The sequence below is a fragment of the Foetidibacter luteolus genome, assembly GCF_009650435.1.
GTDB lineage: Bacteria > Bacteroidota > Bacteroidia > Chitinophagales > Chitinophagaceae > Foetidibacter > Foetidibacter luteolus.
In genome coordinates this window covers 1-6,675 of record NZ_VVIP01000071.1, presented here as the reverse complement: position 1 = coordinate 6,675, position 6,675 = coordinate 1, and the positions used below count along the sequence as shown (strand labels likewise).

The window sequence follows — 6,675 nt, the reverse complement described above, 5'->3', positions numbered from 1 at the left end:
GAAGCTGATAGATTTAATTCCCTCCAATCCGGTATCTAACTATGCGTTTAGCAACAATGGCGATTTAACGTTTACGAATAAAGCCAAAGAGTGGGGCCTGGATGAACCGGGTTTCAGCAATGGTTCCGCCTATGCGGACTTAGACAATGATGGCGATTTGGATTTGGTGGTGAACAATGTAAACATGCCGTGCAGCATTTACCGTAACCAGAGCATGCAGCAGCACCCGGAAAACAAATTCCTGAAAGTGGCTTTAGAGGGAGAAGGCAAAAACAAATTCGGGATAGGTGCCAAGGTAACGGTGTACCATAACAATACCATCGCCTACCAGGAACAGATGCCCATGCGTGGTTTTGAATCCACCGTGGATGAGCGGCTGAATTTTGGGCTGGGTAAAACAGGCCAGATAGATTCCGTCACGGTGCAATGGCCCGATGGCAGGCAAAATGTGATAAGGCATGTGCAGGTAAATCAGCAGTTGGTGGTGAAGCAGGGGGAAGGGCGGTTGCCGGTTGCCGGTTACCAGTTGCCGGTAAGCAAAGCAATGACTGTTAAACAAAAAACATCAAAAGAAAATACTTTAAAACTTATAAAGCCGGCAGTATATAAAGAGGGTACACCCCTACAGCCCACTCACCACTCACTACTCACTGCTCACCATTCACCGCTCACCGCTCATCACTCGCCATTCCGCATAGAGGCTTCACCATCCACTGTTCCCTTCACCCACCGGGAGAACGGGTTTATAGACTTCGACCGCGACAGGCTGATCTTTCACATGCTCTCCACACAGGGGCCCAGGATAGCCAAAGGAGATATTAACAGGGATGGCCTGGAAGATATCTATATCTGCGGCGCCAAAGACCAGGCCGGTGCACTGATGATACAAACGGCAGGCGGCCAATTCAAAAGAACCAATGAGGCCCTGCTGGAACAGGACAAGCTGAGCGAAGACACCGATGCGCTGTTTTTTGATGCGGATAATGACGGCGATGCGGACCTGTATGTATGCAGTGGAGGAAACGAGTTTTCACCCAATTCAACCGCGTTGATGAACCGGCTGTATACAAATGATGGCAAGGGCCGGTTCACAAAATCCGGCCAGGTATTGCCTTCTTATATTTTTGAGAGCACCAGTTGTGTAAGAGCGGCTGATTATGACGGCGATGGCGATATGGACCTGTTTGTAGGGGTACGGCTTAAATCGTTTAGTTATGGGTACCCCTGTAAAGGCTATGTGCTGCAAAACAATGGCAAAGGCTTTTTTACAGATGTAACGGAAACGGTAGCCCCTGCACTTAAACAGGCAGGCATGATCACCGATGCGCAGTGGCTGGACTATGATAACGACAAAAAGCCCGACCTGGCCGTAACCGGCGAATACATGCCGGTAAGGATATTCCACAACGAAGGCGGCAAGCTTACAGAAGTAACCGAAGCGGCAGGATTAGGCAAAACCAACGGCTGGTGGAACCGGCTGATAATAGCTGATGTTAACCATGATGGCTACGCGGATATGATAGCGGGCAACCATGGGCTTAACAGCAGGTTTAAGGCAACAGCGGAGAAACCGGTAAGTATGTATGTAAGCGACTTTGATAACAACGGCAGCATAGAACAGATCATTACCTGTTACAACAAAGACAGCGCTTACCCGATGGTGTTAAGGCATGACCTGGTAAATGTATTGCCATACCTGAAGAAGAAATACCTGAAATACGAGAATTACAAAGAGCAAACGATTACAAAGATGTTTACGGAAGAACAGTTAAAAAAGGCTGTGAGGCTGGAAGCTTTCATGATGCAGAGCAGTGTGTTGATCAACAATAAGAACGGCACATTCAGCGTACAGGCTTTGCCAACAGCCGCGCAGTTGTCACCGATGTATGGCATAGCTGCGGAAGACTTTGATGGAGATGGCCATGTGGATATTGTGATGGGTGGCAACTTTTACGAGAGTAAACCGGAAGTGGGCATTTATGATGCCAGCTACGGAACGTTTATGAGAGGGGATGGCAAGGGAGGTTTTAAAGCCATGAGTGCGCAACAAAGCGGCATTAACATAAGGGGGGCAGTAAGAGATATGGTAACGATAAAGAATGGTAAAAAGAAGAGGCTGCTGGTAGCGATGAACAATGAGGCGGTGAAGATGGTGAAGGTGGAGTAGTTGCAGGTTGCTGGTTACTGGTTACTGGTCTGTTGAAGGGTTAGAGGTTGATAAGATGTTGCGGTGGTGATATTCTACCGGGGCTGAAAAGTCGCCCAAAGAACAGAACGATGAAGTGATTGCGACGCAACGAAGTCCCCATGAAAGGCCGCAGCCGGTATCATAAATTATCGCGGCCTTCATTGAGGCAAAAAATACAACAACAGATAGCGAAATAAATAATGTCGTTGGTACCATAAAAAATTAAAAACAGAATAAGCAGGTTATGCGGTTTGTTTGTGCTTTACTAATCTTAACTTTTGGAGTGGCCGGCTGCAACCGGCAAGGTATTGATATGTATAGTAAGTTAAAAGCGGAGGAGCTTTCATCTGGTAAGAGGGTGGATAGTCTTTTCTTTGGCATTTACTTCGGCATGACGGATAAACAATTTTATGCCCATTGCTGGGAAATGAATAAAAAGGGGTTATTTACAGATGGAGAAAATAATACCGCGGTATTGTATAAATTGAATAACAATCAAATGAAACATCCCGGCCTTATGAATTTTTACCCGGAATTTTATGAGAACAAAGTATATAAAATGAAAGTTACTTTTCAGTATGAAGCCTGGGCGCCGTGGAATAAAGAACGTTTTTCAGACTCGCTGATAAAAGATGTGCGGAACCTGTATGGTAAATGGTACAAAGAAGGTAACCCTTTTATAACAGTGCAGGATGAAAAGAAAGGCACCATCTATGTAAAGCTGGATGGTAACAGGCGCATTACAATTGGGCGGTTTGATGATATGCATGTAAAGGTGGATTATACTGACCTGCTGGTGGAGCAGCAACTGAATAATAAATGAGGCTGTTAAGAAACATATTATTGATGTTTGGGTTGTTCCTGTTTTCCTGCAAGGGTAAACAGGTGGCGCCTGTAACACTCTTTGAAAAGATGGACGCCGCTGAAACAGGTGTTGATTTCAGGAACGATTTGTCTTACGACGCGAAGTTTAATATTTATACTTACCGTAATTTTTATAACGGTGGGGGCGTAGCTACCGGCGATATAAATAATGATGGCCTGCCCGATATTTTCTTTACGGCCAATATGCTGGAAAACAGGCTTTACCTGAACAAAGGCAACATGCAGTTTGAAGACATTACAGAGAAAGCAGGTATTGGTAAAAAAGGCAAATGGTCAACCGGTGTAAGCATGGCCGATATAAACGGGGACGGGTTTATTGACATTTACGTTTGCAACAGTGGTGACATAAAAGGCGACAGCAAACACAACGAACTGTACATTAATAACGGCAACCTGACATTTGCTGAAAAAGCGCAGGAGTATGGCCTTGCCGATGAAGGGTTATCAACGCATGCCGCCTTTTTTGATTACGATCATGATGGCGACCTGGACATGTTTTTGCTGAATAACTCCTTTAAAGCCATTGGCAGCTTTAACCTGCAGCAAAATGAACGCGGCATACGTGATGCCAAAGGAGGCGATAAGCTGTTTCGTAACGATGGGAGCCACTTTACAGATGTGAGCGGGCAGGCCGGTATTTACGGCAGCATTATTGGCTTTGGGTTGGGTGTAACGGTAGGCGACGTGGATAATGATGGCTGGCAGGATATTTATGTTTCCAACGATTTTTTTGAAAGGGATTATTTATACATCAACCAGCGCAATGGCAGCTTTAAAGAAGTACTGGAAGAACAAATGATGAGTATCAGCAATGCTTCAATGGGTGCAGATATGGCTGATGTTAACAACGATGGCCACCCGGATATTTTTGTTACCGAAATGCTGCCTGAGGATGATGCAAGTGTTAAAACCAAAACAACCTTTGAGAATTGGGACAAGTACCAGCTTGACCTGAAGTATGATTATTATCACCAGTTTACCCGCAACATGCTTCAGCTAAACAATGGCAATAATACGTTCAGCGAAATAGGCAGGCTGGCAGGTGTTTGTGCCACGGACTGGAGCTGGGGCGCATTGATCACCGACCTTGACAATGATGGCCGAAAGGACATTTATGTGGCCAATGGCATTTACCAGGACCTAACCAATGAAGATTATATTCAATACATCTCCAACGAGAGTTTTTTCAAAGAAGTGGCCTCTGGTAAGGCTGATTTTAAGAAGCTGATAGATTTAATTCCCTCCAATCCGGTATCTAACTATGCGTTTAGCAACAATGGCGATTTAACGTTTACGAATAAAGCCAAAGAGTGGGGCCTGGATGAACCGGGTTTCAGCAATGGTTCCGCCTATGCGGACTTAGACAATGATGGCGATTTGGATTTGGTGGTGAACAATGTAAACATGCCGTGCAGCATTTACCGTAACCAGAGCATGCAGCAGCACCCGGAAAACAAATTCCTGAAAGTGGCTTTAGAGGGAGAAGGCAAAAACAAATTCGGGATAGGTGCCAAGGTAACGGTGTACCATAACAATACCATCGCCTACCAGGAACAGATGCCCATGCGTGGTTTTGAATCCACCGTGGATGAGCGGCTGAATTTTGGGCTGGGTAAAACAGGCCAGATAGATTCCGTCACGGTGCAATGGCCCGATGGCAGGCAAAATGTGATAAGGCATGTGCAGGTAAATCAGCAGTTGGTGGTGAAGCAGGGGGAAGGGCGGTTGCCGGTTGCCGGTTACCAGTTGCCGGTAAGCAAAGCAATGACTGTTAAACAAAAAACATCAAAAGAAAATACTTTAAAACTTATAAAGCCGGCAGTATATAAAGAGGGTACACCCCTACAGCCCACTCACCACTCACTACTCACTGCTCACCATTCACCGCTCACCGCTCATCACTCGCCATTCCGCATAGAGGCTTCACCATCCACTGTTCCCTTCACCCACCGGGAGAACGGGTTTATAGACTTCGACCGCGACAGGCTGATCTTTCACATGCTCTCCACACAGGGGCCCAGGATAGCCAAAGGAGATATTAACAGGGATGGCCTGGAAGATATCTATATCTGCGGCGCCAAAGACCAGGCCGGTGCACTGATGATACAAACGGCAGGCGGCCAATTCAAAAGAACCAATGAGGCCCTGCTGGAACAGGACAAGCTGAGCGAAGACACCGATGCGCTGTTTTTTGATGCGGATAATGACGGCGATGCGGACCTGTATGTATGCAGTGGAGGAAACGAGTTTTCACCCAATTCAACCGCGTTGATGAACCGGCTGTATACAAATGATGGCAAGGGCCGGTTCACAAAATCCGGCCAGGTATTGCCTTCTTATATTTTTGAGAGCACCAGTTGTGTAAGAGCGGCTGATTATGACGGCGATGGCGATATGGACCTGTTTGTAGGGGTACGGCTTAAATCGTTTAGTTATGGGTACCCCTGTAAAGGCTATGTGCTGCAAAACAATGGCAAAGGCTTTTTTACAGATGTAACGGAAACGGTAGCCCCTGCACTTAAACAGGCAGGCATGATCACCGATGCGCAGTGGCTGGACTATGATAACGACAAAAAGCCCGACCTGGCCGTAACCGGCGAATACATGCCGGTAAGGATATTCCACAACGAAGGCGGCAAGCTTACAGAAGTAACCGAAGCGGCAGGATTAGGCAAAACCAACGGCTGGTGGAACCGGCTGATAATAGCTGATGTTAACCATGATGGCTACGCGGATATGATAGCGGGCAACCATGGGCTTAACAGCAGGTTTAAGGCAACAGCGGAGAAACCGGTAAGTATGTATGTAAGCGACTTTGATAACAACGGCAGCATAGAACAGATCATTACCTGTTACAACAAAGACAGCGCTTACCCGATGGTGTTAAGGCATGACCTGGTAAATGTATTGCCATACCTGAAGAAGAAATACCTGAAATACGAGAATTACAAAGAGCAAACGATTACAAAGATGTTTACGGAAGAACAGTTAAAAAAGGCTGTGAGGCTGGAAGCTTTCATGATGCAGAGCAGTGTGTTGATCAACAATAAGAACGGCACATTCAGCGTACAGGCTTTGCCAACAGCCGCGCAGTTGTCACCGATGTATGGCATAGCTGCGGAAGACTTTGATGGAGATGGCCATGTGGATATTGTGATGGGTGGCAACTTTTACGAGAGTAAACCGGAAGTGGGCATTTATGATGCCAGCTACGGAACGTTTATGAGAGGGGATGGCAAGGGAGGTTTTAAAGCCATGAGTGCGCAACAAAGCGGCATTAACATAAGGGGGGCAGTAAGAGATATGGTAACGATAAAGAATGGTAAAAAGAAGAGGCTGCTGGTAGCGATGAACAATGAGGCGGTGAAGATGGTGAAGGTGGAGTAGTTGCAGGTTGCTGGTTACTGGTTACTGGTCTGTTGAAGGGTTAGAGGTTGATAAGATGTTGCGGTGGTGATATTCTACCGGGGCTGAAAAGTCGCCCAAAGAACAGAACGATGAAGTGATTGCGACGCAACGAAGTCCCCATGAAAGGCCGCAGCCGGTATCATAAATTATCGCGGCCTTCATTGAGGCAAAAAATACAACAACAGATAGCGAAA

At 46.4% G+C, this 6,675-nt stretch carries 4 protein-coding genes; 3 read left to right on the top strand and 1 reads right to left on the bottom strand.

The window, feature by feature from the left end:
- From F0364_RS23170 to F0364_RS23160, 3 genes are all read left to right on the top strand, one after another.
- Positions 1-2,167: FG-GAP-like repeat-containing protein (locus F0364_RS23170; protein ID WP_207632839.1), on the top strand; the 2,167-nt coding region annotated here is incomplete at its 5' end.
- Between the two features lie 334 nt (positions 2,168-2,501).
- Positions 2,502-3,011, top strand: a complete 510-nt coding sequence (locus tag F0364_RS23165) for a hypothetical protein (protein ID WP_153800204.1) — start codon at positions 2,502-2,504, stop codon at positions 3,009-3,011.
- Positions 3,008-6,460, top strand: coding sequence for a VCBS repeat-containing protein (locus F0364_RS23160; RefSeq protein WP_153800203.1), 3,453 nt, complete (start codon positions 3,008-3,010; stop codon positions 6,458-6,460). The genes F0364_RS23165 and F0364_RS23160 overlap by 4 nt, the downstream gene beginning before the upstream one ends.
- Before the next feature lie 21 nt (positions 6,461-6,481).
- Here the strand turns inward: F0364_RS23160 and F0364_RS29045 are convergent.
- Positions 6,482-6,675 (bottom strand): hypothetical protein (locus F0364_RS29045; RefSeq protein ID WP_207632841.1); only part of this gene is annotated, 194 nt, incomplete at its 5' end.